The following is a 25229-nucleotide window of genomic DNA, read 5'->3' as shown; positions in this document are numbered from 1 at the left end:
TGTACTTATCTTTGGATTTACTATAATGATATTCATATTATATCTCGTACATCGATCCAACTATATAATAGTATTTTCGCATCACTTTAAAAATATGAATCTGGGGGCTGCTATTATCGACACGATGGTTTTTCCGACTTTGACAGAGACGGACACGACACTTCCGGTTTACCTCACCAGCATCGGGCATTGGAGCAATCAAGAGCCGATCGACCGCCCAAACGGCTACCCCCATTTTCAGTGGCTGCAGGTGATAGCTGGATCAGGCGAGCTCCGTGTCGGCAATCAGATCATGACTGTTCGTGCCGGTCAAGGCTTCTGCCTTTTTCCAAACGAACAGCATGCCTACTATTCTATTCAGGAGCCTTGGGAAATCATTTGGATGAGCTTTCGAGGGGACTTGTCCGACAAGCTATTCAGGCAAGCAGGAATTACACAATCTGGTGTCTATTCTACTGCTGATCATGATATGATTGTTACCCATATGAAAAATATTTCCGCGATGACACAGTCCGGGCGCTCCTTTCTCGGACTCGAATGCTCGAAGCTTGTTTACATGTTTCTGCTCGATTTGATGAAGGTTATTCTTGTAAGCTCTCACTCGGTGGAGCAAAATTATTTAAAGCTTCAGCCTGTGCTTCTATATATTGAATCGCATTACAGCGAGCTGATCGCAATAAAGGATCTTGCAGGCTGTATTGACGTAACGCCGCAGTATTTATGCTTGTTGTTCAAGAAGGCGCTGAAAATGCGGCCTATGGAATATGTGAACCGGGAGCGCGTCAATCGGAGCAAGGAGCTTATGTTCCGCGAGAGTGATATCAAAATGCACGAGATCGCATATCGCGTCGGCTTCGATTCACCCAGCTATTTCAGCTCTGTTTTTAAGCGGCATGAAGGCTTAAGCCCCGAGCAATTCAAAAAAATACACGGCATTCGTTAGAAGAACGTCGCTACCGGTAATAGGCGTCCTAGCATTTTTCACTAATGGGGCTACTGTTTTTTTTGCCGATTGCCGAGTGTTGTTCGGCTGGCTGCCAAGGGGAGCTTTAAGCACACGTTGGTGCTTAAAGACGCCAACTGAGGTTGCTTTTGGTGCTGTAAGAACACATATGCGCTTATAGAGAGCTATCATATGTTTCTCAAAAATGTAGGAGGTTTAAATACGACTATGTCCGATAAAGAACTGATTTTTAGCGAGATTGACCGATACGCCGAGGATTTCCGTTCCATATCACTCGCCGTTGGCAGCAGGCCGGAGCTTGGCCATCAGGAGTTTTTCGCATCCGAGCTGCTTTGCAGCGAGCTGTTGAAATACGGCTTCGAGGTGGAACGCGGCATCCTTAACATTGAAACATCCTTCATCGCTGTCTACGATACCGGCAAGTCAGGACCGACAGTCGGCTTATTATGCGAATATGATGCATTGCCGGAAATCGGACACGCTTGCGGGCATCATCTTATCTGCTCGATGAGCGTTGCCGCAGCGGTCGGACTAAAAGCCGCACTCAGAGGCAGCGGCATCGGCGGGAAAATCCGCATCTATGGCACGCCTGCCGAGGAAACGCGCGGCGCTAAAGTTCCAATGGCCGCTGCCGGCTTATTCGATGATTGCGATTTTGCGCTAATGGCGCATCCCTACCATACCTTCGAGCAATCTGGAGAATCACTGGCGATTGATGCGATCCAATTTGAGTTTCATGGCATAGCCGCACATGCTGCAGCGAGCCCCCATGAAGGCATAAATGCGCTTGATGCGGTGCTCCAGCTATTTAACAGCATCAATGCGCTTCGCCAGCAGACACGCAGCGATGCGCGTATTCACGGAATAATCGACAATGGCGGAAAGGCGCCTAATATCATTCCGGACTATGCATCGGCAAAATTTTATATTCGTGCGTCAACACGCACCTACTTGGAGGAGCTGTCCGCCAAGATGATGCGATGTGCAGAAGGGGCAGCCTTGCAAACAGGCTGTACACTCACAACCAACGCATTCGAGTTCTCCTATGACGAGCTTATTACGAACGATGCGTTATCCGAGCAGTTCAATGCCAATCTCATTGACGCGGGTATCCGTCCGGAGCAGATCGAGATCGGCAAGGATCACGGCTCGCTTGATTTAGGCAACGTCTCCGTTCGCTGCCCGGCTATCCATCCTTTCGTCAAGGTTGTCCAGGATCGGCTGCTGCTTCATACGGAGGCGTTCCGTGATGCTGCAATGGAAGACTATGCACTCGAAGGCATGATCTTCGGGGCCAAAATGCTCGCCGCCACAGCATTCGACGTATTTGCAGATCCTGCCCTGCTCGCCCGCATTCGCTCCGAATTCGAGCTGCAAATGAAGAGCAGGCAATGACACTGACTTCGCTCGAATAAGGAGGGCTGGCCAACGTGAATAAATCCATCATCAATAGCCACGAGATTACTCAAATCTGTTTGTTAGCCGGCAAAATCATTTTGCAAAACGGCGGCGAAACCTATCGCGTCGAGGATACGATGGTGCGAATTGCGGCTGCCTACGGCATCGAGAATTCACATAGCTTCGTAACGCCGACCGGCATTATTTTCGCTATCGATGGTTCATCCCAAATGACGAAGCTGATTCGGATCTCCGAACGCTCGACTAACTTGCTCAAAGTGTCGTTAGTCAACGACATTTCCAGAAAAATAAGCACGGGCAGCCTTGCAGCAGGCGATGCGCATCGGCTCCTTCAGGAAATAGACTCAAATGCCTTCATCTATCCAGCATGGCTAAAAGTGTTGGCTGCTGCAATAGCTAGCGGCTGCTTTCTCATCATGTTTCAGGGCAGCTGGCGCGACTTTATCCCAGTCATGCTGATCGGCGGCATCGGCTTCGGATTTCTGGTGCAGCTGCACCGAATCGTGCCCATCAAATTTTTCTCGGAATTTATAACCGCCCTCCTCATCGGTACGCTGTCTGTTCTCTTCGTTAATAATGGGCTTGGGGTTGACTTGGACAAAATCATCATCGGATCGGTCATGCCTCTCGTACCTGGCTTGCATATTACGGCTGCAGTCAGGGATCTGATGGCCGGGCATCTTGTATCGGGGCTGTCGAAGGGGGCGGAAGCATTTCTTACCGCATTCGCCGTAGGCGCGGGCATCGCCGCAGTGCTGTCTTTTTACTAATGAGATAATCGGAGGTGCATCACGTTGATGATGCTGGAACAGCTATTCACGAGCTTCATCGCCTCAGCGGCTTTCGGCCTCATCTTCAACGTACCGAGGCGAACGCTTCTGCACTGCGGCGCTGTAGGTATGATCGGCTGGATCATTTATGTTTCCTGTACACAGCTTGCAATAGACGTCATACCGGCAACGCTTATTGCCGCATTTGTTGTAACCGTGATCAGCCAGCTTTTCTCTAAGCTTTACAAAACGCCAATTATCGTCTTTAGCGTTTCGGGCATAATCCCTTTAGTACCGGGCGGACTTGCGTATGATGCAATGAGGAACGTCGTTGAAGATAATTATGATATTGCGGTACAGCTTGCTGTCAAAGCTTTTATGATTTCAGGAGCCATTGCAATTGGACTTGTATTCTCAGAGGTCATTAATCAGATCATACGGAAGACCGAGCGCTAACGAAATGTGGATTTATACATCCGCTGCTAGGGAGGAGGATAATCATGCATGCATCAGATCGTAGCGCCTGACGGAACAATCAACGAAGAGAAAATATGGCGGAGAGAGCCGCTTTACAAGGGGATGAACGGAAGCTGCGTCGAAAGGATCTACATCACGCCTTCCGATACGCTAATCTTCAAGCCGCTCACGAATAATGAGCAATTAGGCAAGGAAGTATGGGCATATGAGCATATAATGCCGACCCTTCCGCCCATCTATCCGCAAATGCTTGCCTACTCCTCGGCTATTGATCCCGCATCCCATTGGATCCTGTTCGAAGACTTAGGAGCATTGAAGCATACTTTCGACGCGGATACGGCAGTTGATTTAATTTCATACATAGCTTACTGGCATTCGCTTCCGGTCAGCCACTTGCTGCAAGCCCCGCTTCGCGGTCCAAAGCCCAAAGGTAAAGCTATACTTGCAGAGCTGCTGAATTGTGGGATTCAACCCTCTGAACTCGCGGCCCAGTGGCCAAGTCTGCCAATCCCTTTACTCGAGTCCTTATTTACCCTGCTTCGGCAAGAAAGCTTCGCAGCGGATGATCTTGTGCTCTCGCACGGCGATTTGCATCTTGGCAATTATGCTAAAGTGGAAGGACAACTCAAAGTACTTGACTGGGAGCATGCACATCTGAACAGCCGCTATTGGGATTTGTATCATGTTATCGACCTCTCTCATCCCACTTTTCCGAAAGAGATGACAACAGCTGTACGCGAACGTTTGCTGGACCGTTACCTGCTGCTGATCGTGCAGCAAGGCAACGTTACACACGCACTCGATTTCAAAAGAGGCTATTATTTATTTTCATGCCTTTTCTCGTTGTGGATGATGAAGCTTGTCGCAAGCGATATTCAAGCAAACAAAGGTACATGGCCAATCAATCATTTGAAGCAGCAGCTTGAAGAGACGACGGTGAGCCTCCAGCAATGTGCGAGAAGCTTACTTGTTTAATCCGCGCCAATTTTTCGGATCGCATACCTTGCGCGCAAACTTTCTGCCATTGTGAAAATCTGCTCTGAGGTCGGCATCACCAGCTTCTCCTCCGCTTCTTTCATGCCGGGCTCCGTCTGCTGGGAGATGATGATTTGTTTGATTGCATTTGCAAAAGCCCGTCCAGCGCTAGGCCCGAGATTCGTCAACTGCTCCAAGCTAGCCGTGCTTTCATCAGCCACCAATGGATAGTCGCTCTTGCTATTCCACCCCGCTCTATCGTAGAAGGAGCGTACGAAGCTTGCCCGCTCCTGACCTGAGCCCTCCGCTACAACAAAAGCTTGCACAATGAAGGCATGTGTCTGCCGCCGCTGCGCGATCCCGCAAAACTTAAAGCCGCCAATGCTCAAATCAAATTCACCCGGGCAATACGCTCCCTGGATTTCGCCCTTATCCACTTGGCAGCCTGTCTCCTTCAAGGCGTGCCGAATCAGGCCATACATCCTCTCGAAATCATCATGAAAATGAAACCAATCCACACGAGGCTTTGGCATAATAAGCGAAATATTAATGACTCCAAGGTCAAGAGGTACAGCGGCTCCGCCCGAATTGCGGACAGCTGTCGACCACCCCTCCGCTTGGAGCAATCGCTCTGCTTCCGCAGCACCAGGCAGCCGGCTATCTTTGAGGCCCATAACAAAGCCTCTCGGATGACGCCAAATATGGCAAATTGCAGGCCCGCCTTGACCCGTTCTTCTGCAAAGCAGCTCATCAAGCGCAAACGGATGCAACACGTCCAGCTCACCAATCTCATTCAACCGATCCAGCAGCAATACATTATCAAGTCCTAAAGCTTTTATTGAATCCCATTCCATTCGTCTTCTTCCAACCTCTCCTGCGAATCATTCCGAGTACTTGCTCCAACATCTATTTTACCGATAAACGAGCATTAACGCATCTTCTATCGCTATTTAACACAAAATACGAAAGGGGAATGGGACAATCCCGTTTATATGCTTCCACCTTATTGCTAATGATCTGCGCTTTCACTACAATAAGGATATTGTCATGCAGCGCCAAGGGGGAAGCAATAAAATGGAAGCCTTTAATGAAAAAGTCGCATACGAGAACCCATTGCTTTCGCTGCGCATCTTTCAAACCGAGCGCAATCTTGATGGATTTACGAACTGGCATTATCATAAGCAGCTTGAGCTTTTGCTCATTCTAAAGGGTAATCTGGACATTTACGTAGATGAGGAATGTTTCCATCTTGCGTCAGGGGATGTAGTGTTAATCGGAGCCTCTGAGCTTCATCGCGATCGCAGCCTCAACACGCTCGATTATATCGTGCTCCAATTTGATCTTGAGCCTTTTTTCGATCAGAGCACGATTCCTTATATGCGTTATTTCTCAGAGACGCAGCTGCCGCTGAGTAAAGCGAATTACATTTTCGAGGAAAATAACGCCGTTAAGCTGCAAACCGCGTCATGCATACAGCAGATTTTGAATGAAGCAACCCGCAAGGAAACCGGCTACGAGCTCGCAGTCAGCATTCTCATCAGGCAAATACTGCTGCTCTTGCTTCGTCATGACACGCGCAAGGTGTTGATCGAGCAGGATAATTTTGACCGCATTCGCCTGAAGCCCGTGCTTGATTATATTGAGAACCATTTGACCGATCGGATTCAAGTGGAAGAGGTATGCAAAATCGCCAATATGAGCTATTACTATTTCGTCAAATATTTTAAGAAGACGATTGGCTTATCGTTTACGGAATATGTGAACTATCGCAAAGTAAAATGGGCGGAGCGGATACTGCTGACGAAGGATTTAAGCATTTCGGAGGTTGGCGAGCGAATTGGGATGCCGAATATGGCCCATTTTTATAAAATGTTCAAAAAATACAACGACTGCTCGCCGAAGCAATTTCAGCGCAAAATGCTCGTGTGGAATCGGCAATAGCTTATCCGCATATTAAAAAAAGCTCGTCCGCCCTATAACTTCGGGGTAACGAGCTTTTTTGGCATAACGAGTTTGTAGCCTACGCCGCGAATGGATTCGATTTGGACCGATTGCTGCCCAAGCTCCAGCTTTTTTCTCAGCGAGCTCACATGAACATCAACCGTACGCTGGCCGCCGATATAATCGAAGCCCCATACGACGTTCATCAGATCATCCCGCGTAATGACCATCCCCGGGCGCTGTACAAGATAAAGCAAAACTTCGAATTCCTTCGGTCTAAGCGGAATGGCTTCTCCGTTTAATATAACCTCATACTTCTCTGGATAAATCGACAGGTCACCGGCTGTTATAACCTTCTCCGTCGATTCAATCGGCTTGCTGTCATCCAGCTGCGTTCGGCGCAGCACCGCAGATACGCGTGCGAGCAGCTCGGCAACGCCAAATGGCTTTGTAATATAATCGTCAGCGCCATGCTTCAAACCTTGCACGACCTCTTCCTCTGCATTGCGAGCTGTCAAAATAATGACTGGCGTTCTGACACCGTTCTGCCGAAGTCGGTTCAATATTTCGAAACCGTTCATCCCTGGCAGCATGATGTCGAGAATAACCAAATCGAAATTGCGCTGCAATGCGGCTTGCAAGCCTTCCCCGCCATGATCGATAACGGTCGTTTCGTAGCCCTCTTGGGTCAAGTTGTACGACAATAGTCTTGCTAATGTCGGTTCGTCTTCAATGACGAGCACTTTGTGCGACATGTTACCTCCATTCCAACCTAGCGAATAGCAGCGTTATGCACGCTGCAGTCCACGTATTTATAGCTTAGCTTTTAAAGCTAGTTTATCATGGTTTCGTAAAGAATAGGTAAATCTTTTTTCTATTGCAGGACAGGCAGCTCAATTGTGAAGGTTGAACCGACTCCTACAGAGCTTGTGACCGATATTGTTCCTTTGTGAAGCTCCACGAGATGCTTAACAATGGAGAGTCCAAGCCCCGTGCCGCCTGAGCTTCTCGACCGCGCTTTATCCACCCGATAAAACCGTTCAAAAATTCGGGGCAAATCCTTCTTCGGAATACCGATACCGGAATCCGTAATTTGGATGCGAATGTGATCATCGCCCAGCCCTTCAACCTTAAGGGAAACCCGGCCGCCCTCAGGCGTATAGTTGATGCCGTTGGAGAGCAGGTTCATAATAATTTGGCGCAATCGATCCTCGTCTGCCTCAACATACAAGCCTGGCTCGATGCTCATCGAAAGCTCGATGCTCTTGCGGGAAGCCTCCGATTCCATAAGCTTGACTGATTTGTCTACAAATGTGTCCACCTCTACCGGCGAGAATACGAGAGGAACGCGGCGCGACTCGATTTTGGACAGCTCCAATATATCTCCGATCAACCGGTTAAGACGATCGCTCTCATCGAATATAATTTGCAAGAACGAACGGGCCGTTTCCTCATCATTAACAGCGCCGCCTAGCAGCGTCTCGGCAAAGCCCTTCACTGCCGTAATCGGCGTCTTCAGCTCATGCGATACGTTTGCGACAAACTCGCTGCGCATCCGCTCCAGCCTGCGAATGGCCGATACGTCCTGCAAGACGAGCAGCACGCCGGAGAAATCATTTCCCTCCGGATGAATCGGCACCAAGTTGAGCTCAAGCAGCCTCTCCTCCGGGAAATAGAATGTGATTTCCTCACGCAAGTGTTCTTTGCTCTTTAGACCTTCTTGAATCATTTGCGACAGCTCAAACTGCTGCTTTGCTTCGGCAAAATGGCGTCCGACCAGCTCGCGTGCGGAGAAGCCAAGCACTTCCTCGGCACGTCTGTTCATCAGCACGATTTTGCCGCCGCGATCGATCATGACGATACCGTTTATCATATTATCAAGCACGCTCTCGAGCTGATTCTCATTTTGCTGAATACGTGTCATTTGAACGAGAAGGCTGTCAGCCATCGCGTTAATGGCGTTTCCAAGCTCGCCAATTTCATCCTGCTTTGTTACCTTAACCCGAGCATGGTAATCCATGTTTTTAATCCGTTTCGCAACCTTCGTAATTTGCTCCAGCGGACTAGTCAAGCCTAGTGCAAGACGATAACTGATTACGGCTGCGATTAAAAATAGCACGAGCAAGCCTGCCGCCAGCAACATCGTCAATTTGTTGATGCTCTCCTCAACCTCATTCAAGCTCATAGCAAGTCGAATGACATCTGGCTCTTTATTCGGTATGACCTTAACAGGAATGGCTACGTACATCATATTTTGCCTTACGGTTTCACTTGCCCGTATCGCTCTTCCGATTCCTGTCTTTAACGCTTCCTTTATTTCAATTCGGTCAAGATGGTTGTCCATTTCCTTCGGATCCCCATCCGAATCGCCAAGCACGACACCATCATTGCGGATGAATGTAACGCGTGCGCCAGTATAACGCTTGAGCTCATTCGCCTCAGCCGAATAATAATTGTACAACGAAGATAATTCACCTGATTTCCATTCCATTTTTGCCGAAATGATCTGCATCTCGCGAACCATATTATCTTCAAGCGCGTTTATATGGTTTTCTTTAAATGTTTTGACCATAAATAGGCCTGCTGCACTCACTGATAATGCGATCATCGCGATCATAATGAGCGTCAGCCTGGTGCGAAAGCTGTTCATCCGGTTCACTCCTTACTGCGTCTGGTCAGTCTTTTTACCTATTGTTGCGACGTTAACATTCATCGTTTATCGTACATGCGGCACTGCACTTTCGCCAGACTTGTTTTTGTTAAGTTTCTGTAAAACGTAATGATGCACAGTAGCTAACGGCTGCTGAATAAGTATCGACAATACGACGGGCACAGCCGCAAGCGGGCTGAAGTAGCCTAGCGCAAGCACGATGCCGAGCGAAATATTGCGCATCCCGGTCGCATACGACACCGTCACCTGCTGCTCGTTATTGCGAAGATAAGCCGTTGCGATATAGCCAAGGGCGTAACACAAGCCAACTAGCACAACAACAAGCGGCACGAGCAGCACCATATCCTGCTTCAGCTTATCCAGATGAGGCGCAATTGCTGACGCATTCAGCGAGACGACCGCAACGAAGCAAAGCTTGGAGAGCGGCGAAGTGAACGGCTGAACAACATGCTGAATGCGACCCTTGCTCATTTGATTAAGAGCAACACCGATAATAGTAGGAAGGACGATAATGACAAGCAGGTCAATGATGATAGGCCCAGCCTTCACCTCAACCGCTGATTTAAAAAACAGATGAATGCCAGCTGGCACGACAAGCGGACTAAGCGCTGAATCAAGCACCACCATTGCCAGCATAAGCGGAACGCTGCCGCCTGACATTCCTACCCAGAGAACGGTCGAGACGCCGATTGGAATAATAGTAAACAAAACGAGTCCAACGACGTACGGAGAATCCGCTCCGAATACGAGCGTGCCAAGAGCGTACGCAGCAAGCGGGGACAGCACATGTGCGATCACGAAGGTGAGCACCATTATGCCAGGCCTTTTCATCACAATGCGCAATTGTCCCAAGCCGCAGCCGATAGCCATCGTTAACGTTATATAGGCGAATAAATAAGGAACGGATTTAATAAAAGGCTGCAGATGCGAAGCGAATATAAAACCAAGTATCAAGGAGCATGGAATAATGATAAACATCCATCTTTCAAAATGCCGATTAAAGGCCAAACCAAATTCACGCATGCTATTTCCCTCATTTGCCTTATCTAGTCGTTTTTATACATAAGCTTTATAATAGCATAGACACTCCTGTTCATGAACGGAAACTCTTGAATTAATGGTCGGCAAAGGAGACAATGATGAAGAACGGTAAATTCACCAATACGATCATTCGCATGCAATACGTGCCTAGATGGAGCGAATACGCGCCTCGTTTCGAGGACAATGCCTCCACCCATAGCTTTAGATGCGCTGCTTTGTCCATTCTAATTGGGATCATCGAGGAAAAAGTTTGCAACGAGCCGCTCGACAAATTAAAGCTGCTCGCCAGAAGTCTATGGGGCGATTTAAACAATACGGGAACCGGCTCCATTAAGCATGTCACCAAGAAAGAATCGCTCGTCATGAATCATATTCGACACTTCGAGGCGGAGCTCAGCAAAGAAATTGTCTCCTATCTCTCAAAGTCGCTCCAGCCGCAGGCCTATGATTATATCGTCAATGCGCAGGATGACACACATATCGGAAGGCTAGTTGATGCGATTGATACACTGGATGCTTATCTGTATTGTCACCGGGAAGCCAAATACGATACGAACCCATTCTTCCATGCAAAGCATAAGGAGCTTAGGCAGGCTCTGCTTGATACGAGGCTTGAATCCATCGAGTGGCTGCTTAGCGAATACGACAAGCAGGACGGCTTCTACGAATTTATCCAATACATCGTCAATCTGGACACGGTTAAGCGCTGGAACGGCAGCTACAACCTCGTTCCAGACAATGATGCCACACACTCCTTTCGAGTAGCGTCGCTTGCCTTATTTAATGGCTTACTCGAAATCGAGCGCTTCGGAAGCACAAACATCGATCTTTATAAGCTGCTGGCTAAGGCTGCGCTGCATGATTTGCCCGAAGCGTTGTCCGGCGATGTCGTCGCGAACTTCAAGCACAACAACCCAGACATCAAGCATGCGTTCGAGCAGTATGAGAAGGAAACCGCCCGTTTTATGATCAATAAGCTGCCAGAGATCTTTCATGAGGACATGATCGAGTTTATCGCGCACAGCAAATCCGATGACTATGTCGGCGAAATGGTCGATATTGCAGACAAGCTGGACGCTTTGATCAAGGCCAGTCTCGAGATGCGCAACAATCCTCATTACGCCGACACCTACTATAACCAGCTCATAAAAATCCAGCATCGCTACGAAAATCCATGCGTTATTTTTTTCCTAGCGTATATATTGCATGATTTGACCTACTCGAACCTGATTGGACAGTAGCTGATTCCGAGGATAGCATCACCTGCTGCACTTTATGCAACAGAAACCTGACATAACTAGCAATTATTGGAGCTGCATTGCAGAAATGCAGCAGAAAATGCATACCCACTCCTAAATGAGCGGTAACAGATGATTCTGTTGCAGAAACTGCGGTGTAGCTCTCTATTTTCGGCTCAAACGGCTTTTCTGTTGTACTTAGTGCAGTTTAGTTAGGTGTGTGTTTGAGAGAAATTGATTGGACAGTAACAGCAGCTGCAGTGGAGTGAATTGAATATTGGTGTTTGAGATTGGTGTTTGAGATTGGTGCTTGAGATTGGTGTTTGAGATTGGTGCTTGAGATTGGTGTTTGAGATTGGTGCTTGAGATTGGTGTTTGAGATTGGTGCTTGAGAAAATAGATCCTCACTTGTTCGCTCTCATGGTCTTTCCAAACCGCTAACACCAAATAGCACCTCAAGCAAAAAAAGACCGCGAGTATCATTCACTCGCAGTCCAATATTCTTACCCTAGCCAAGCTAGCTGCCTGCAACCGCGCTCCAGCCGAATGGAAATGCAGCCGATATTTCAAGCGGCAGCTTGCCTTCAGGCTTCAGATCGCCGAGCAAAGCTTTCGCCGCTGCAGCAAGCGCAAGCGGTCTGCATTCATAGACAGCAACATAAGCTTTCACCTCTGGATAAAGCAATAAATCAAACGGATTCCGAACCGAAACAGCTGCCGTTCGATCCGGAGCAAGCCTTACGACTTCGCGTGCAATATCACGCTCTAGCGGATGTTTGGATGCATCGTAGGTGACCACGATAATTTGTGCAAAACTTGCTAAATCAGCAAGCGGATTGTCGCTGTTCATCTGACGCTCTACCACATTAGCTCCAAACTCGCTTAGGAACTGGCCTAACGATCCATCGCCGGACAGCATTTCGTCAGCTACCGATACAGGAACGATGTCTGGCCACAGCACGAGGGTGCTTTCGCTGCGACTCAGAGGCAGCAGGCCGCCTTCATTTTTCACAAATGTGACTGACGCTTCGCTCCAGCTTCTCGCAACCGCTTTATTCGCTTCCGTACCAATTGCGGGTTCAACCTGATCCCAAGGCAGTAAAGGCTCTTCCAGACCAAGCTTCACCTTAAGCGACATTATCCGGTTAAGAGCTTCGTCAATACGGGCTTCGGATAGCTCACCATTCTGAACTGCAGCGATTACTGCTTCAAGTGCAGCCCATTGCTTCTCGAACGTATGGCTAATAAGCACCATATCTGCTCCAGCTTGCAGCGCTTTAATCGCACCCTGCTCGGGACCATATGTTTTATCGATCGCGTCCATCTCTAGGCAGTCGGTGACGACGATACCGTTATAGCCAAGCACTTTGCGAAGCAAGCCCGTAATAACCGGCTCGGACAAAGTCGAAGGTACGCCGGTCGGATCAAGAGCAGGCAAGCAGACATGCGCAGTCATGATGCAGTCCGTCCCCGCTTCAATTGCCGCACGGAACGGCTTTAGCTCGATCGCTTCCAACCGTTCACGTCCATGGAGCAATATAGGCAGTGCATGATGGGAATCGACTGCTGTATCTCCATGTCCCGGAAAATGCTTGACTGTCGCAGCCACGCGAGCAGACTGATAGCCAAGTACGGCTGCCGCGCCAAGCTCAGACACCACCGACGAGCGGTCGCTATATGAACGCACATTAATAACGGGATTGTCCGGATTGTTGTTGACGTCGATACATGGCGCATAATTCATCGTTACGCCTAGCAGGCGCAGCTCCTCGCCGCATACGCGCGCCGTTTCACTTGCGCCTTCCGCAAGGCCCGCCGCTCCAATTGCCATATTGCCCGGCATCAGCGTGACGCCGTCAACCAGTCGTGCCACCATGCCGCCCTCCTGGTCAATCGCAACGAACAAGGGCGGCTGTCCCGCATTCCTAGCAATGTGCTGAAGGTCTCCGCTAAGCTTATGTACCTGCTTCGCATTCTTCACATTACGCGAGAAATAGATCGTACCGCCAATGCCGTTCGCTTCAATTAACTGCTTAATTTTTTCGGTTGGCTCATATCCATGAAAGCCAAATACAAATAATTGCCCGATTTTCTTATTCAGGCTCCAGCTTTGCCATTCACGCTCTAACGTCATTACCTTCCCCATCCCCTCAGCACTTGAAACCCTCATACGCCTGCACAACCTTATATTAGCTGTTTCCCATATTATCCTGTCGCCTGCTGCGGAAGTCCGTCGGATTCTCGCCCGTATATTTCATAAATACCTTCGTAAAATAACGCCGCTCCGCATACCCGACTTCCTTCGCGATTTGCGCTACGCTCTTTGGTGTATCCGCCAGCATCGCCTTCGCACGCTCCATCCGCTGGCGCGTTATATATTCGATAAACGTTTCTCCAAATGTCTGCTTAAACAACAGACTGAAATATGACGTACTTAGCCCAACATGCGTTGCCGACTCCTCCACGCTAAGATCGCGATAAAGGTTGCGATCCAGAAACGCCTTAGCCTCGGTCATCGAGCGCTCCGATTGCTTCTTCTTATCCAACGATTTCTCGGAAACCGTATTCGTAACCTGACGAATAACCGACAGCAAATCCTTGATCCCAAAACGGCGATCCAGCCTGCGCCAAAGCATATCCTCTTGCTCGCGCGTGAATACCCCCATCTCCTTCATCTCCCGCATGAGATGCAGGACGAAAAAATGCAGCAGCGGCTTGACACGATTAAGCGAGGGCTCGTTCATTCGCTGCAGCAGCTCAGTAATGCCATTAAGCTCGAAGTCTACGCTTTTTGTATCACCACGTTTGACTGCTCCGATAATTTTTTCTGCCGTTTCCCAGAACGCGTGATCCGCTTGCAATGATTTTTGCTGTTCGGACGGATAGAGTGTAATGACGTCATGTACCGGCGTAATTTGCATCCCCTGCTGAACCTGCTTATAAGCTTGGGACAAATCGGCAACCGATGCAAAACCCCGATATATGCCTGCAAACAAAGACAGCTTCACATGGCTCTTTATCGCATCCAGCAGCATTTCGGCCCATGTGTTAATGTGCGAAAAGTTAAACTCAGCTGCTTTCTCCACTTCAATTAGTACGCACCATTCGCCATCGCGAATTTGAATGACAGCATGATGCAGCCCATTTTGCTGCAGCTTCTCGCGAAGCACGTTGCACACAGCAAAATTCCACAGCTTTCGTTCCTTGTCTGACCAATCGCGCCAATCCTTCGTTTTCTCAGAGCTAACGTCTAGATCAAGCACAATTAAGACGAACTGCTGCTGCTTCAGCTCCTGTTCATCGCCGGTCAATAGCCAGTTATCTGCGGTAACATCGGTGTAGTCCATAATGATGTCGTATAAAATCTTCTCGCTTGCCAGATCAATCATTCTGCCAAGCTTCTGCTTCTCTTCTTGCTGCTGCTTCTGCTTGCTTCGCTGGCTCGACATCACTCTAGCAATGACACCGGTTAATTCATCGTACGGAATGGGCTTCAAAATATAATCATTGACGCCAAATTGAATAGCCGTTCGCGTATATGCGAAATCTTGATACCCCGACAGCATGATAATGTCGCAAGCCATCTCTTTCTCGCGTATTTGACGTATCAGCTCCAAACCGTCCATAACTGGCATCCTAATATCGCACAGCAACAAATCGAACGTCTGCTTCTCCATCAATTCCAGCGCTTCGACGCCGTTTTTGGCCGTACCGCCAACCGTAAGTCCAAGCATTTCCCAGGGAATAACCTTTTCTAGATTTCTCGTAATATGCGCTTCATCATCGACTAAGAGAACCTTCCCGGTCATAACTGATCACCTCTGCTCTTCGGAATTACACAACGAATAACGGTACCGCTGCCCTCCTGGCTGCAAATCCATATGCCATAAGCCGGGCCATAATGAATGCGAAGTCGATCAGCTACATTTTGCAGGCCAAGCCCTCTTCTTTCCCCCATCTCAACAGCATTTGGCTGCTTCCTGGAAGGATTCAACCCATTCGCAAGCTTAGTTAGCACGCCATTGCTCATACCGAGTCCATTATCACTCACCATTATGACGATGGAATGAGGCTCGGCGGCAACATCTATCGAGATGATGCCTTGACCATCCTCATAACCGTCAAACCCATGCTGAATGCTGTTTTCGACAAGGGGCTGAAGCGTCAGCTTCAATATTGTATATTCAAGCGCTTCTTCTTGAACGTTCAGCACATAGCTGAACAGCTCCTCGAAACGGTACTTCTGAATTTCCAAATAACTGCGAACATGCTCAATTTCTTGATGTATCTTTATTTCTTCTGAATGATGCATGCTTGTGCGCAGCAGATTGCTTAATCTACGCACCATCAGCATAATTTTTGCACCTTCGTTTTGCGCGGCGAGCGCGTTGATCGACTCCAGTGTATTAAAGAGGAAATGCGGCTTAATTTGTGCCTGCATCAGCATCATCTCTGCATGCTGCTTGCGAGCCTGCTCTGTGCGCACTTCGCTAAGCAAATTTCCGATTCGCTCCACCATACTGTTAAAGCTGTTTGCGAGCAGCACCGTCTCGTCTTTGCCCTGCGCGGTCACGCGAATGTCGAGCAAGCCCTGCTCGACCAGCCTCATTTTGCGGACGACCTTGATGATCGATTTGGCTACGCGGTTCACGAAGAAGACGTTGAAGAGAACTGCCGAGAGCAAGCCAAGAACGGTAATCATGCCAATCCATTGCATGAACCGTACATTCTCATTCGTGAGCGAATTCCAAGGCTTAACCGAGACGAGAATCCATTCATTGCGATCGAGCTGATAGGAGGAAACAAGACTGTCTACACCCTCGAACTTCACCCTAGCGCTCATATAGTTATTCGTCTGCTGCGGAAGCGCATTGGTCTGTTCATTAATGTTATGACCGTCATATTCGCTTTTGCTGTCCAGCATAATAAGACCTGATTTGTTAACGATTAGATATCTGGTTTCAGCAGCATCGGCTTGCGGATTTTGGAACGCTTTGAGCATGCTCGAAATCTCTTCTGTCTTATACTGCGTAATCATGACACCAAGATCGTTAAACGACTCGATATCCTTTACAACGCGCATCTGTGTAAACAGCGGCGGCTCAACACCTGTCAGCTCCCGCTGCTCATACGGACCGATCCATAACGGACGACCGCCAAGCTCCATCACTTCTTTATAAGTGGAATGCGCCTTCAGCATATCGAACGATATAGGCTTGAACGTCGTCGGATCATTGCGATAGGAGCGGAACATCGTCCCGTCCTTCGCATACATCACGACAAAGCTTACAGCTGGATGCTGAAACAAGATCCGTTTCATTTCCTTCTCCGCTTGGTTGATGGCAATAAGCGTGCTTGCGTCATTATTCGTGTACGTGCTGTATTTGAGCGTATCCTGCACCTCTGAGCTTGTCAGATTACCGTCGGAGAGCTGATCCAGCTCGCGAAAAAAGTAACGAATGTTTCCTCCTACCGCCTTGAGCGAAATTTCCGTTTGCTCACTATATTTTTTCTCGAGCAGCGTCTCTGAATTTAGAAAAGAGAATATGCCGAGGCCAATCATCGGAATGATAATTAGACAAATAAAAGCAAGCATCAATTTCGGTCTCAAGTTCATCTAGTAGACTCCTTCTTCTATTTACCCTTTTACGCTGCCCGCCGTCATGCCTTCTATGATTTGACGCTGCAAGAACATATACACGACTAGAACCGGAATGATGCTTATAATGACCGCCGCGGAAAGCGATGCAAAGTTGGTGCGATAGCCATCATTAAAGGTAGCCATGCCGGTAGGCAGCGTTTTGAGCGATTCAGACGTAATAAATAGCTGGGATAAAATATATTCGTTCCAATTGGAAATAAAATTTAAAATAAATACGGTTACAAGCGCTGGCAAGGAGATCGGAATAATAACTTTGAAAAACAAGCCGGTCGCGCCAAGCCCGTCCACAATTCCCGCTTCTTCCAATTCATTTGGAATCGATAACATAAAAGCATATATAATAAACACGGTAATCGGCAATGCATATGTGCAGTATACCAAAATTAGCGACCAATGCGTATCATATAATGGATGACCAAACACCTTGATGCCTTGAACCAAACGGTACAACGGAATAAATAAAGCACCCGGAGGTACGATCAGGCCGAGCAAAATAAATTGGTAAATCGTTTTGTTCATTTTCTTGTATTTCATGCGCGCAATTGCGAACGAGGTCATCGCGGCAAACAGCAGCGTAAGCACACATGCGATAACCGTGACAACCGTACTATTCCAAGCATATTTGCCGATATTTGCGGTTTGCCATGCGGCAACGTAATTGTCAAAATTAAAGCTGGTTGGCAGTGCCCATGTATTGACTGTGATCTCGCGATTCGTTTTGAAGGAAGACATGAATAGCCACAGCAAAGGGAAGAGCAATACGACGACATAGCCAACTAAAAAAGAATGCATCCACCATTGTGAATTACCGGAACGTTTCATCAGTATTGCACCTCCTCGCTTTTCGTGATGCGTTGCAAAATACCTGTAAGCACTAAAATAATGATGAACATCGCTACCCCGATTGCACTTCCATAACCAAGCTCGAGCGAACGAAACCCTACTTTAAGCATATAAGTCGACATAACCTCCGTGGATTGAAACGGACCGCCATTCGTCATAATTTGCACGATATCAAGCACCTTCATCGTTCCCGAAACGGTGAGCAGCAGCATAACGAACAGGATAGGTCTGACGAGGGGCAGCGTAATAGACCATGTTTCTTGCCAGCCGTTAACGCCATCGAGCTTGGAAGCTTCGACGATCTCTTTCGGAATGTTTAGAATCGCTGCCAAACATAGCACAATGAAGAAGCCGATATTTTGCCATGCGTTCGCAATTAGAATGGAGAGCATCGCAAGCTTGGGATCGGACAACCATTCACGCGCCCAGCTCTCAGGAGCAGCCAGACGAATAAACTGATTGATCATACCCGAATCATAGTTGTACAGCACGCCGAACAATATTGCGACTGTAGCTGTCGATATGACAACCGGCACAAATACGGCCGATTTGTAAAAGTTACGCATCCGTCTAACTTTGCTGATAATGATCGAGATCAAGAAGACGAGCGGAATGTTCACAATTAAGGAAAAAGCCATAAAGTAAAAATTGTTCAATAGTGCTTTTCTAAAAACCTCATCCTGCCACAATCTCGTAAAGTTATCGAAGCCGATAAACACCTTCTCGGTAATGCCGTCCCAACGAAAGAAGCCATAAACAAACGATACGATGACGGGGTAAACAAAAAACAAAGCGTATAAAGCAAGCGTCGGAATAATGAACGCCACGTAAGTAATTGGATTTTTGAGAGCTTTGTTCATAATGTCCTCCTTTTATGCTGACTGGCGTTAAAAAGGGTGTCCTCCTGGAAGGAAGGACACCCTCTCGTCCATCAGGAACGATTGTAATGTCATACAATTACTTAGCCGCGTTAGCCTTATCTTGCGAAGCTTGAATTTTTTCTGCTACTTTTTCCGGAGTCGATACTTTACCGATCAGCTCTTGAATGCCGACGTTAACGTCAGCGCCAACTGCTGGTTGAACGATTGCATCGTAAGCTTTCCAAGAAGAGGAAGCGTCAGCCATTACCGTCAAAATTTCAGTTGTAAGCGGGTCTACGCCGGACAGATCGCTCAGCTTCATGGAAGGAAGCAATTTGTCTTCAACCAACGTACGTTTTTGCACTTCTTCTGTGAAGAAGTTCGCGATAAATTTCTTAGCTGCTGCTACTTGATTTTCATCAAGGTTTGCAGAGAAGCCAAAACCATTTGAATACGATGCGTTGATAGAAGTTTGGTCGCCTGCGCCGCCATCGATGGATGGGAATGCGAAGTAACCGATTTGACCTTTCAGATCACCTGCTTCGTCGCCTGAGAAGCGGTTCGCATCCCAAGTTCCTGTGAACACCATAGCTGCCTTGCCGGAAAGCAATTGTGCACCTTGGTCAGCATAAGCAAGACCTAGAGCGCCTTTTGTAAAGAAATCCTTATTCACAAGCTCTGCGTAGGAAGCAAAGCCTTTAACGAAGTTCTCGTCTGTCCATTTCGCTTCGCCGGATACCACTTTGCTGAATGCATCGATACCAACGTTGCGTTCCATAACGGTGTTCCACAACATGCCGTTAACCCAGCCGTCTTTGGCAGCCAAACCGAATGGCGTGTAGCCGGCTGCTTTGATTTTCTCAGAAATATCAAGCAATTGAGCCCATGTTTTAGGAGTTTCCAAGCCTAGCTCGGTGAAAATTTTCTTATTGTAGAAAATGGCTTCGCTGTATCCGCCGAAAGGCAGGCCGAATACTTTACCGTCTACCGTAAACTCGTCCAAGCTCGCAAACTTGTCTGTTAGGCCAAGCTCTGCAATGATTGGAGTCAAGTCCAGCATGCGATTCGCTTTTACATAAAGATTAAGGTCAGCACCTCCGAATACTTCGAAAATATCAGGAGGATTGCCGGCTGCCATCTCAGCTTTCAGCTTTTGATCGCGATTAACGATCTCGTCAATGCCTTCAAGCTTGAAGGTAAGGCCTTTGTTTTCTTCCTGTGTTTTGGCAACGACGTCTTCTAAAATTTTCAAACGAGTTTTGCTCGTTTCTTTAATTTGCGTATGGCGCAGGGACAAGGTAACGTCCTTAGCATCTGCAGGTGTCTCAGCAGGTGTGCTTGTACTGTTTGCACCTGCGTTTTTGTTCGTCCCTGCATTGTTGCTCGTACCGCATGCCGATGCGACCAACATGATCGATACTAAAAGGGTGGCAAGTAGTGTGTGTTGCTTTTTCATTGGGAAGACCTCCTCGTTTATAGTGCTTCTTGTTTACCTCGCATCCTTATTATAGTCGCCCTTGAACAAACGTAAGGAGGTCCAAATACCGACGAGTTAGGGATACTATCCTCTTATTTTGGATTAGAGGGATAAAAATTTAAAGCCCGCCGGGTTACTTTTCCCAGGCAGGCTTATGTCATGTAGTCTAGCTTATTTTAGCGCATATCAAGCGTTATTTCTTTAATGACTTCGTAAAATCTTCGCCATTCCGGATTAGCGCCTTCATTTTGACCATACGCGGGCGACTTTTCCACTTCCGTATGTGAAGTTTGGGACATTAGATTCGCTTTTGTCTTCTCGAGCGACAATTTCTCCTGTTTGGCCCGCAAGCTGCCGTCTAACATTTATATCATCATCCCTTCAACCAGCTTTTTCGCAGTGCAAAAAGCTCCCTCAGATCGGCGGTAGACATCTCCGTTATCCACTGCTCTGATTGACCGACGACTTGGTCGTTCAGCGACTGCTTCCGATCGATCATCTCGTCGATCTTCTCCTCCAGCGTGCCAAGTGTAATGAACTTATGCACGTGAACCTCTCTTGTCTGGCCGATTCGGAATGCCCGGTCGGTCGCTTGATTCTCGACCGCAGGATTCCACCAGCGGTCAAAATGGAACACATGGTTCGCAGCGGTCAGGTTAAGCCCCGTGCCGCCCGCCTTCAGCGAGAGCACAAATGCGCAGCAAGGCTCCTCTGTATTTTGGAATTGCTCGATCATTTGATCACGCTTCGCCTTTGGCACTCCGCCATGCAAGTACGGCACAGGCAAGCCAAGCTTCTCCTCAAGCAGCTGCTGAAGCTGATGTCCCATTTCGATATATTGCGTGAAGATGAGACAGCGCTCGCCTTCGGCAGCGATCTCCTCGCACATTTCAAGCAGTCTAGCCACTTTATTAGAACGGTCGATTTCCCATAAAGCGGTTTTTTCCTCATCGGCAAGCAGAGAAGGATGATCGCATAACTGCTTCAGCTTCGTTAATGCGGCAAGAATAAGTCCTCTGCGCTGCATCGGTCCGAGCTTATCGAGATTTTCCAGCAGATCAGCCACTAGGTTCTCATACATGGCGCCTTGCTCTGCCGTTAACGTCATATAGGTTTTCGATTCATTCTTATCCGGCAGCGACAGCTGGATCGCAGGGTCCTTCTTGATTCTGCGCAGCATAAATGGCTTCACCCAGCGCTGGAGTCCGGCGATCAGCTTCTCATCCCGCGTTTTCTCGATGGGCGTCACGACTTCCTTCCGGAATTCGTTAATATTGCCCAAATAACCGGGATTAATGAAATCATAGATCGACCATAGCTCAGTCAGCCGGTTCTCCATCGGTGTGCCCGTCAGCGCAATGCGATGCCCTGCCGGCAGACGCCTGATTGCTGTTGACTGCTTGGTATATATATTTTTAATGTTTTGCGCCTCATCAAGGCAAAGCGCATCCCAATCGACCAAGCCTAAATCCTCCTCGTCAAGCTGTGCGAGCGAGTAAGAGGTTATGACCAGATCAGCACCCGCAACCGAATCGCGGAATTGCTCTCCTTTATCCCGCTTATTGCCATAATGCAGCATCACTTGAAGCGACGGCGCAAACTTTTCAAGCTCCTTCTCCCAGTTGCCAATAACTGACGTCGGACAAATGAGCAGGGATGGGCCGCCAGATTGCAGCTTTCTCTCCTTTATATAGACGAGATAAGCCATAAACTGAATCGTTTTGCCAAGACCCATATCGTCCGCAAGCACACCGCCAAGTCCGAATCTCCTTAGAAACAGCAGCCAGGATACGCCCTCCAGCTGATAGGGGCGAAGCTCGCCCAAAAAAGTTGGCGGTATTTCGGCAAGCGGTATTTGCGAGGTTTGCTGCAGCTGCGCAAGCCAAGACGTTAAATGCTCATTCAGCTCGACCTCCGCTTCCAAGTCATGGTCCAGCTCGCCAGTATCATCGAGTGGAATGCCACCTTTGAGATGCATTTCCAGAACGTCACGGAAAGAGAGTCCTTTGCGCTTGCCCATTCGCTTCAGCCATTGTTTGATTTGCGTCACATCCTGCGGGTCCAAATGAACCCATTCGCCGCCAATATTGAATAGTCTGCGGTTCTGCTCCGCTAGATGCAGAAACTCCGCCTCGGTCAGATTGACGTCGCCAAGCGCTAGCTTCCAATCAAATTGCACGATTTGATCAAGCCCAAACATCGGCTGCGCAGCTGATCCCACTGATGACTTCATCTTGGCTCTTAACCGCAGCTTCCGCGAGCGAACCGCTTCCCACCAGCCTGGCAGAAGCACCGGACAACCGGCTTCGAGCAGACGAACGCTTGCTTCCTCTAAAAATTTCCACGCTTCATTGTCGGACAGCTGTTCCCTAAGCCTGCCTTCATCATGCGTATCTTTCAACTCCGGCAAAGCCGTTGTCCATTTCAGCTGCTCCTTGGCAAGCTTCCCGTCTAGATGCGGCAGCCACTCTGCTGGAATCGTACGGTCATCCTCCGTTTCCGCCTCCCAGCCATCCCCATTTTCGTTGAAGCGTATAGGCAGCCACGAGCCTCCCTCACGATCCTGAAGCACGGGGCGAAGCCGCCAGAGGGACGACTCCATAGGCTCTACGAGCTGAAGGGCAGTGCGGAAAGGAAGAACATCCTTGCGAAGACCAATAGCGATCAGCCAATCTTCCTCATCGGCTGATTTCCTTCTAAGCACCGCTTCGCCTGAAGCCATGCCAATATCTTTCCATGCCCGTGCAGCCTGCTCGTTTTCTACGATCATTTGCTCGACAGCGCCGCTTAACCAATTCTCAATTCCTTTATCGCCATTTTGAAGGGCGGCCTGCACATTGTCGTTCCATGCCCGGTTTAAATCGATCTCCTGCTCGGGAATGGCCACTCGCCAGCTCCGCACATCGTCCGTCCAGCGGTCCCAATCGGGCATAAACCAGCCATTGATCAAGACAGTACGTATTTGCTCTGCCATCCTCATCAGTACGGACAATCGATCCGTCCATTCCAATTGAAGCAGACGCACATGCTGCGGCGAGGACAAATAATCCATAGCGAGCAGCGGCGGCACTTTGAGAAGCTTGCGTTCACCTAAGCTAATCTCTTCAATATCCGCGCCGAACCAGGATGCCTTATGCCATGCAAACAACAAGGAGCGCAGCTTGCCATCGGCCGCATCCTTCCGATCGACTGCGCTTAACAGAACGGAGGCATCGCCCTCATCTTCGTTCCAAAATCCGTCAATCATTAACTTACGCGCGCCAATGTATGTTTTCATGTAACGATTTTCCCTTTCCACAGCTCTTCCTGAAATGCTCTAAGCCGCTGATGCTTGCGTACAAGTCCTGCTATATATTGATCCCATCTCGGTACATCCTTATCGGCTTTATACAATCGCTCTAATTTCTTCAGCTGCTTCACCGCTATTCGGTAACCCTGCCGATTGCGAGTCTGAATGGATGCCTCTACCGACTGATGATAAAGCGGCATTAACGCTCGCGGCGCAAGCTTGGCAATTTCACGCAGCGCAGAAGCGCCAACATCCTCCGGACGGGACCCTACGAGCATCTGCAAATCCGCCCATTCCTCATAACGCTTCTGATCCAGCCAATGGTCAGATAATTCTGAATAGGAATGAGGCAGCAATTGCGTCATATAATCGGTCCATATCTGCAAATCAGGACGGTCAAGATCGGCTCTGCGGCACAGGGTTAGAAACGGGCCCACCGATCGGCCATTTTTCACTTTGTAGACACGCTCGAACAGAAAGCTCATCCAGTGCTGCACATGATCCCATTTTCCTTCTTCCATCCGCTGCGCCGCGCATGGATACATCACCTTCTGCGAACGCTCAAAGCTCGTCAAAGAAAAATGATGGATAGCTTGTTCGTCTTTCCGATCAAAAAAGTACATAATGCCAATCGCGGTATGCAGAAAAGCCTTGTTGGCGCCCTCCGCTTCTTCAGCCTTCGACAGCTCAACCATCGCAGCCAGCTCGCGCTCAAACCATCCGCGGTTTTCCGAAAGCTTCTCGCAGAAGACCAAGTAAATATATTCCCAATCAAAGAGCTGCCGCTCCGTGCTCGATGCCCAAATTTTCACATGAGCGATCAATGCATCCGCCCAAGCCTCTTCCTTCGGCTCCATCTCAGCTGGCGTTAATTCGGATATTAGCGTATATAGATGCTCCACCCATGGCTCTGCCATGCGGATGAACGACATTTCATGATAATATCTGCTGAACGAATCCACTGTATTAATGGCCCGCTCCGCTTGCTCCAGGACAAAGAGGATGGCCGTTGACCAGTGCAATCGCTGCATCGGCTTCTCCCAATCCTTGGACAGCCCCTTCAATGAAGATAATAGCGGCTGAAGGGCATGCAAAGAATGCCGGCACTTCCGCCATACTTCGCCATGCGTCTCTTCCATCCAGATCAGCCACTCTTCAGCGGTTGCGAGAGTACCTGGATCACGGGGAGCGACTGGCAATTGCGGCTGTACTTCAGCCCTCGCAGTCTGAGAAGTGTTAAGCAGCGAACTAGCAGATGAGAGTCCTAATAAGCGAAAATAGGATCGTTCCGCAAGGCTATGCCCTCCTTCCTGCTGACTGCAATATTGAAAATAAACAGCAGCCATATGCTTGCAAAAACCGGTATATGGACAGGTACAGGAGCTGTACCGCAAATTACTGGCATCCAAGATGACAGCGTAAAGATCCGAGCCCTGAACGACGCCATACAAATGATCAGAGCTGCCCTCATTTGCGCTGTTCACTTTGCCTTCCATGTAATATAGCCAGCCTCGCTTCATAATTGTCGTCTCGACGTGAACGTTTAACTGTTGTTCAATCAGCGCGTGCAGCTTTTCATTGAGGCGCATTACAGACATTCAC

At 48.6% G+C, this 25229-nt stretch carries 20 protein-coding genes; 7 read left to right on the top strand and 13 right to left on the bottom strand.

Annotated elements, in window-relative coordinates:
• Positions 1-25: 25 nt before the first annotated feature.
• The 5 genes from AC1TPC_RS17655 to AC1TPC_RS17635 all read left to right on the top strand — a co-directional run bounded on the left by AC1TPC_RS17655 (position 26) and on the right by AC1TPC_RS17635 (position 4605).
• Positions 26-943, top strand: coding sequence for an AraC family transcriptional regulator (locus AC1TPC_RS17655; RefSeq protein ID WP_482068125.1), 918 nt, complete (start codon positions 26-28; stop codon positions 941-943).
• A 228-nt stretch (positions 944-1171) separates the two neighbouring features.
• Positions 1172-2359, top strand: coding sequence for a M20 family metallopeptidase (locus AC1TPC_RS17650; protein ID WP_482068124.1), 1188 nt, complete (start codon positions 1172-1174; stop codon positions 2357-2359).
• A gap of 35 nt (positions 2360-2394) precedes the next feature.
• Entirely contained in the window at positions 2395-3153 is a 759-nt protein-coding gene (locus tag AC1TPC_RS17645; protein ID WP_482068123.1) for a threonine/serine exporter family protein, read from the top strand.
• A gap of 27 nt (positions 3154-3180) precedes the next feature.
• Positions 3181-3609, top strand: coding sequence for a threonine/serine exporter family protein (locus AC1TPC_RS17640; protein WP_482068145.1), 429 nt, complete (start codon positions 3181-3183; stop codon positions 3607-3609).
• Between the two features lie 48 nt (positions 3610-3657).
• Positions 3658-4605, top strand: a complete 948-nt coding sequence (locus tag AC1TPC_RS17635; protein ID WP_482068122.1) for a phosphotransferase — start codon at positions 3658-3660, stop codon at positions 4603-4605.
• On the opposite strand, the gene AC1TPC_RS17630 is transcribed toward AC1TPC_RS17635, so the two are convergent.
• On the bottom strand, positions 4602-5459 hold the full coding sequence (locus tag AC1TPC_RS17630) for a lipoate--protein ligase family protein (RefSeq protein ID WP_482068121.1): 858 nt from the start codon (positions 5457-5459) through the stop codon (positions 4602-4604). The two genes, AC1TPC_RS17635 and AC1TPC_RS17630, sit on opposite strands and share 4 nt — an antisense overlap.
• 220 nt (positions 5460-5679) lie before the next feature.
• Here AC1TPC_RS17630 and AC1TPC_RS17625 point away from each other — a divergent pair, with 220 nt between their 5' ends.
• Entirely contained in the window at positions 5680-6546 is an 867-nt protein-coding gene (locus tag AC1TPC_RS17625) for a helix-turn-helix domain-containing protein (RefSeq protein ID WP_482068120.1), read from the top strand.
• Positions 6547-6578: 32 nt separating this feature from the next.
• Here the strand turns inward: AC1TPC_RS17625 and AC1TPC_RS17620 are convergent, their stop codons facing one another.
• From AC1TPC_RS17620 to AC1TPC_RS17610, 3 genes are all read right to left on the bottom strand, one after another.
• Positions 6579-7301: a response regulator transcription factor gene (locus AC1TPC_RS17620; protein ID WP_482068119.1), complete on the bottom strand. Its 723-nt coding sequence runs from the start codon at positions 7299-7301 to the stop codon at positions 6579-6581.
• Between the two features lie 119 nt (positions 7302-7420).
• Positions 7421-9196 carry a two-component system histidine kinase PnpS gene (gene pnpS, locus AC1TPC_RS17615; RefSeq protein ID WP_482068118.1) on the bottom strand — a complete coding sequence of 592 codons (1776 nt, stop codon included), beginning with the start codon at positions 9194-9196 and terminating at the stop codon, positions 7421-7423.
• A gap of 66 nt (positions 9197-9262) precedes the next feature.
• On the bottom strand, positions 9263-10240 hold the full coding sequence (locus AC1TPC_RS17610; protein ID WP_482068117.1) for a bile acid:sodium symporter family protein: 978 nt from the start codon (positions 10238-10240) through the stop codon (positions 9263-9265).
• Positions 10241-10356: 116 nt separating this feature from the next.
• Between AC1TPC_RS17610 and AC1TPC_RS17605 the strand changes: the two genes are divergently transcribed.
• The gene (locus AC1TPC_RS17605; RefSeq protein WP_482068116.1) at positions 10357-11499 is read left to right on the top strand and encodes a YfbR-like 5'-deoxynucleotidase; all 1143 of its coding nucleotides are present in this window, start codon (positions 10357-10359) and stop codon (positions 11497-11499) included.
• A 514-nt stretch (positions 11500-12013) separates the two neighbouring features.
• On the opposite strand, the gene AC1TPC_RS17600 is transcribed toward AC1TPC_RS17605, so the two are convergent.
• The 9 genes from AC1TPC_RS17600 to AC1TPC_RS17560 form a co-directional block, all read right to left on the bottom strand.
• A complete protein-coding gene (locus AC1TPC_RS17600; RefSeq protein WP_482068115.1) occupies positions 12014-13630 on the bottom strand; it encodes a glycoside hydrolase family 3 protein in 1617 nt (538 codons plus the stop codon).
• A 55-nt stretch (positions 13631-13685) separates the two neighbouring features.
• Complete coding sequence (locus tag AC1TPC_RS17595; RefSeq protein ID WP_482068114.1) at positions 13686-15305, bottom strand: response regulator transcription factor; 1620 nt, start codon at positions 15303-15305, stop codon at positions 13686-13688.
• On the bottom strand, positions 15302-17113 hold the full coding sequence (locus AC1TPC_RS17590; RefSeq protein WP_482068113.1) for a cache domain-containing sensor histidine kinase: 1812 nt from the start codon (positions 17111-17113) through the stop codon (positions 15302-15304). Before AC1TPC_RS17590 ends, AC1TPC_RS17595 begins: the two co-directional genes overlap by 4 nt.
• A gap of 21 nt (positions 17114-17134) precedes the next feature.
• A complete protein-coding gene (locus AC1TPC_RS17585; protein ID WP_482068112.1) occupies positions 17135-17980 on the bottom strand; it encodes a carbohydrate ABC transporter permease in 846 nt (281 codons plus the stop codon).
• Complete coding sequence (locus AC1TPC_RS17580) at positions 17980-18861, bottom strand: carbohydrate ABC transporter permease (protein WP_482068111.1); 882 nt, start codon at positions 18859-18861, stop codon at positions 17980-17982. Before AC1TPC_RS17580 ends, AC1TPC_RS17585 begins: the two co-directional genes overlap by 1 nt.
• A 97-nt stretch (positions 18862-18958) precedes the next feature.
• Positions 18959-20317: an extracellular solute-binding protein gene (locus AC1TPC_RS17575; RefSeq protein WP_482068110.1), complete on the bottom strand. Its 1359-nt coding sequence runs from the start codon at positions 20315-20317 to the stop codon at positions 18959-18961.
• 197 nt (positions 20318-20514) lie between these two features.
• A complete protein-coding gene (locus tag AC1TPC_RS17570) occupies positions 20515-20703 on the bottom strand; it encodes a hypothetical protein (protein WP_482068109.1) in 189 nt (62 codons plus the stop codon).
• An 8-nt stretch (positions 20704-20711) separates the two neighbouring features.
• Positions 20712-23615, bottom strand: a complete 2904-nt coding sequence (locus AC1TPC_RS17565; protein ID WP_482068108.1) for a DEAD/DEAH box helicase — start codon at positions 23613-23615, stop codon at positions 20712-20714.
• Positions 23612-25225 (bottom strand): SWIM zinc finger family protein, encoded by a 1614-nt coding sequence (locus AC1TPC_RS17560; RefSeq protein ID WP_482068107.1) that lies wholly within the window; start codon positions 25223-25225, stop codon positions 23612-23614. Before AC1TPC_RS17560 ends, AC1TPC_RS17565 begins: the two co-directional genes overlap by 4 nt.
• Positions 25226-25229 lie beyond the last annotated feature (4 nt).

It is taken from the genome of Paenibacillus sp. Y280 (assembly GCF_056786335.1).
Note: the sequence above shows the minus strand (reverse complement) of the source record. Positions and strands in the feature narration are given on the sequence as shown.

Coding starts and splice junctions, on each gene's coding strand:
- pnpS (WP_482068118.1), bottom strand. CDS start 9,196: ATGAACAGCTTTCGCACCAGGCTGACGCTCATTATGATCGCGATGATC.
- AC1TPC_RS17620 (WP_482068119.1), bottom strand. CDS start 7,301: ATGTCGCACAAAGTGCTCGTCATTGAAGACGAACCGACATTAGCAAGA.
- AC1TPC_RS17580 (WP_482068111.1), bottom strand. CDS start 18,861: ATGAACAAAGCTCTCAAAAATCCAATTACTTACGTGGCGTTCATTATT.
- AC1TPC_RS17630 (WP_482068121.1), bottom strand. CDS start 5,459: ATGGAATGGGATTCAATAAAAGCTTTAGGACTTGATAATGTATTGCTG.
- AC1TPC_RS17635 (WP_482068122.1), top strand. CDS start 3,658: ATGCATCAGATCGTAGCGCCTGACGGAACAATCAACGAAGAGAAAATA.
- AC1TPC_RS17585 (WP_482068112.1), bottom strand. CDS start 17,980: ATGAAACGTTCCGGTAATTCACAATGGTGGATGCATTCTTTTTTAGTT.
- AC1TPC_RS17610 (WP_482068117.1), bottom strand. CDS start 10,240: ATGCGTGAATTTGGTTTGGCCTTTAATCGGCATTTTGAAAGATGGATG.
- AC1TPC_RS17560 (WP_482068107.1), bottom strand. CDS start 25,225: ATGTCTGTAATGCGCCTCAATGAAAAGCTGCACGCGCTGATTGAACAA.
- AC1TPC_RS17565 (WP_482068108.1), bottom strand. CDS start 23,615: ATGAAAACATACATTGGCGCGCGTAAGTTAATGATTGACGGATTTTGG.
- AC1TPC_RS17570 (WP_482068109.1), bottom strand. CDS start 20,703: ATGTTAGACGGCAGCTTGCGGGCCAAACAGGAGAAATTGTCGCTCGAG.
- AC1TPC_RS17605 (WP_482068116.1), top strand. CDS start 10,357: ATGAAGAACGGTAAATTCACCAATACGATCATTCGCATGCAATACGTG.
- AC1TPC_RS17650 (WP_482068124.1), top strand. CDS start 1,172: ATGTCCGATAAAGAACTGATTTTTAGCGAGATTGACCGATACGCCGAG.
- AC1TPC_RS17575 (WP_482068110.1), bottom strand. CDS start 20,317: ATGAAAAAGCAACACACACTACTTGCCACCCTTTTAGTATCGATCATG.
- AC1TPC_RS17590 (WP_482068113.1), bottom strand. CDS start 17,113: ATGAACTTGAGACCGAAATTGATGCTTGCTTTTATTTGTCTAATTATC.
- AC1TPC_RS17655 (WP_482068125.1), top strand. CDS start 26: ATGATATTCATATTATATCTCGTACATCGATCCAACTATATAATAGTA.
- AC1TPC_RS17625 (WP_482068120.1), top strand. CDS start 5,680: ATGGAAGCCTTTAATGAAAAAGTCGCATACGAGAACCCATTGCTTTCG.
- AC1TPC_RS17640 (WP_482068145.1), top strand. CDS start 3,181: ATGATGCTGGAACAGCTATTCACGAGCTTCATCGCCTCAGCGGCTTTC.
- AC1TPC_RS17600 (WP_482068115.1), bottom strand. CDS start 13,630: ATGACGTTAGAGCGTGAATGGCAAAGCTGGAGCCTGAATAAGAAAATC.
- AC1TPC_RS17595 (WP_482068114.1), bottom strand. CDS start 15,305: ATGACCGGGAAGGTTCTCTTAGTCGATGATGAAGCGCATATTACGAGA.